This is a genomic window from Streptomyces sp. NPDC055140, from assembly GCF_053607285.1.
Genome location: NZ_JBSGTG010000120.1, coordinates 1 through 2,500, shown reverse-complemented (window position 1 = coordinate 2,500; position 2,500 = coordinate 1). Strand labels below are relative to the sequence as shown.

The 2,500-nt window shown below is 50.9% G+C and carries 2 rRNA genes (1 of these 2 cut by a window edge); both read left to right on the top strand.

The window, feature by feature from the left end:
- Positions 1-487: ribosomal RNA gene (locus ACWFR4_RS47955) — 16S ribosomal RNA — on the top strand; it begins 1,062 nt to the left of the window's first position.
- Between the two features lie 146 nt (positions 488-633).
- Positions 634-2,500, top strand: a 23S ribosomal RNA gene (locus ACWFR4_RS47950); the annotation flags it as partial.

Here is a 2,500-nt window from a genome sequence, read left to right as displayed (position 1 = left end):
TGGTTGTCGTCAGCTCGTGTCGTGAGATGTTGGGTTAAGTCCCGCAACGAGCGCAACCCTTGATCTTAGTTGCCAGCATTCAGTTGGGCACTCTAAGGTGACTGCCGGTGACAAACCGGAGGAAGGTGGGGATGACGTCAAATCATCATGCCCCTTATGACCTGGGCTACACACGTGCTACAATGGACGGTACAAAGAGCTGCAAGACCGCGAGGTGGAGCTAATCTCATAAAACCGTTCTCAGTTCGGATTGTAGGCTGCAACTCGCCTACATGAAGCTGGAATCGCTAGTAATCGCGGATCAGCATGCCGCGGTGAATACGTTCCCGGGTCTTGTACACACCGCCCGTCACACCACGAGAGTTTACAACACCCGAAGTCGGTGGGGTAACCCGCAAGGAGCCAGCCGCCGAAGGTGGGGTAGATGATTGGGGTGAAGTCGTAACAAGGTAGCCGTATCGGAAGGTGCGGCTGGATCACCTCCTTTCTATGGAGAATTGATGAACGCTGTTCATCAATATAAGTTTCCGTGTTTCGTTTTGTTCAGTTTTGAGAGAACTATCTCTCATATATAAATGTATGTTCTTTGAAAACTAGATAACAGTGTAGCTCATATTTTTTAATTTTTAGTTTGGTTAAGTTAGAAAGGGCGCACGGTGGATGCCTTGGCACTAGGAGCCGATGAAGGACGGGACTAACACCGATATGCTTCGGGGAGCTGTAAGTAAGCTTTGATCCGGAGATTTCCGAATGGGGAAACCCACCATACGTAATGGTATGGTATCCTTATCTGAATACATAGGGTAAGGAAGACAGACCCAGGGAACTGAAACATCTAAGTACCTGGAGGAAGAGAAAGCAAATGCGATTTCCTGAGTAGCGGCGAGCGAAACGGAACATAGCCCAAACCAAGAGGCTTGCCTCTTGGGGTTGTAGGACACTCTGTACGGAGTTACAAAGGAACGAGGTAGATGAAGAGGTCTGGAAAGGCCCGCCATAGGAGGTAACAGCCCTGTAGTCGAAACTTCGTTCTCTCTTGAATGTATCCTGAGTACGGCGGAACACGTGAAATTCCGTCGGAATCTGGGAGGACCATCTCCCAAGGCTAAATACTCCCTAGTGATCGATAGTGAACCAGTACCGTGAGGGAAAGGTGAAAAGCACCCCGGAAGGGGAGTGAAAGAGATCCTGAAACCGTGTGCCTACAAATAGTCAGAGCCCGTTAATGGGTGATGGCGTGCCTTTTGTAGAATGAACCGGCGAGTTACGATCCCGTGCGAGGTTAAGCTGAAGAGGCGGAGCCGCAGCGAAAGCGAGTCTGAATAGGGCGTTTAGTACGTGGTCGTAGACCCGAAACCAGGTGATCTACCCATGTCCAGGGTGAAGTTCAGGTAACACTGAATGGAGGCCCGAACCCACGCACGTTGAAAAGTGCGGGGATGAGGTGTGGGTAGCGGAGAAATTCCAATCGAACCTGGAGATAGCTGGTTCTCCCCGAAATAGCTTTAGGGCTAGCCTTAAGGTAAGAGTCTTGGAGGTAGAGCACTGATTGGACTAGGGGCCCCTACCGGATTACCGAATTCAGTCAAACTCCGAATGCCAATGACTTATCCTTAGGAGTCAGACTGCGAGTGATAAGATCCGTAGTCAAAAGGGAAACAGCCCAGACCGCCAGCTAAGGTCCCAAAGTATACGTTAAGTGGAAAAGGATGTGGAGTTGCTTAGACAACCAGGATGTTGGCTTAGAAGCAGCCACCATTTAAAGAGTGCGTAATAGCTCACTAGTCGAGTGACTCTGCGCCGAAAATGTACCGGGGCTAAACGTATCACCGAAGCTGCGGATTGATCTTACGAACAGTGGTAGGGGAGCGTTCTAAGGGCTGTGAAGCCAGACCGGAAGGACTGGTGGAGCGCTTAGAAGTGAGAATGCCGGTATGAGTAGCGAAAGACGGGTGAGAATCCCGTCCACCGAATGCCTAAGGTTTCCTGAGGAAGGCTCGTCCGCTCAGGGTTAGTCAGGACCTAAGCCGAGGCCGACAGGCGTAGGCGATGGACAACAGGTTGATATTCCTGTACCACCTCTTTATCGTTTGAGCAATGGAGGGACGCAGAAGGATAGAAGAAGCGTGCGATTGGTTGTGCACGTCCAAGCAGTTAGGCTGATAAGTAGGCAAATCCGCTTATCGTGAAGGCTGAGCTGTGATGGGGAAGCTCCTTATGGAGCGAAGTCTTTGATTCCCCGCTGCCAAGAAAAGCTTCTAGCGAGATAAAAGGTGCCTGTACCGCAAACCGACACAGGTAGGCGAGGAGAGAATCCTAAGGTGTGCGAGAGAACTCTGGTTAAGGAACTCGGCAAAATGACCCCGTAACTTCGGGAGAAGGGGTGCTTTCTTAACGGAAAGCCGCAGTGAATAGGCCCAAGCGACTGTTTAGCAAAAACACAGCTCTCTGCGAAGCCGTAAGGCGAAGTATAGGGGGTGACACCTGCCCGGTGCTGGAA